At 48.0% G+C, this 738-nt stretch carries 1 pseudogene; it reads left to right on the forward strand.

What is annotated here, in order from left to right:
• Window positions 1-201 precede the first annotated feature (201 nt).
• Window positions 202-645, forward strand: a pseudogene (locus DW49_RS0107515) (PDC sensor domain-containing protein); the annotation flags it as partial.
• Window positions 646-738 lie beyond the last annotated feature (93 nt).

The raw sequence follows: 738 nt of genomic DNA on the forward strand, positions 1-738 counted from the left end.
ATGCCCTATCGAAATGATGACGGAAATGATGTCCAAGCATCATGAGAGTCCATCCCTAACTCAATAGCCGGGTGTTGCACTCAGCCTCTGAAACCGCCAGGATATAGGAAGCGTGATATACACCCGCATTAAGTTTATAAAAATATTGATAACGGACTTAACCTTTTATCAAGAATCATTCGTCTGCAGGTAGAATAACCAATTATGTTGTTTGCATCATCTCGGCAAGCCCGGCTCAAATGGACCCGTCCGGAGCTTATGCTGATCGTTGGCAGCTCGGTCTCGATGCTTGCCATTCTGGCGATTGTGGCGTCTTTACTGGCAAGGGAACGCGACGACGCAGCGCAGACGGCAGCGCGTGCAGCGGCCAATATCGTGCAATTGATCGATGCCGACGTTTTGCACAATGCAGAACTTTACGACTCTTCCCTGCAAGGAATGATCAGCGCGTGGGAACGCCCGGACCTCAAAGACCTGTCGCCTGAACTGCGACAACTTGTCCTGTTTGATCGCTCCACGGCAGCGGCTTATAAAGGCGACCTGGTATTGCTGGACAACAGGGGCGAAATATTAGCTGACTCATTGTCGGTCATACCCCGAAACGACAATTTTTCCGATCGTCACTATTTCAGGATTCATGCGCTAGTGTACTGTTTTCGAAAAAACCAGCTACTAACTAACGTAAAATTCAAATTTTATCAATAACTTAGGTTGCGGGACACGGGTAAATTATTTCGC

Source organism: Pseudomonas avellanae BPIC 631, assembly GCF_000444135.1.
Classification (GTDB): Bacteria; Pseudomonadota; Gammaproteobacteria; order Pseudomonadales; family Pseudomonadaceae; genus Aquipseudomonas; species Aquipseudomonas avellanae.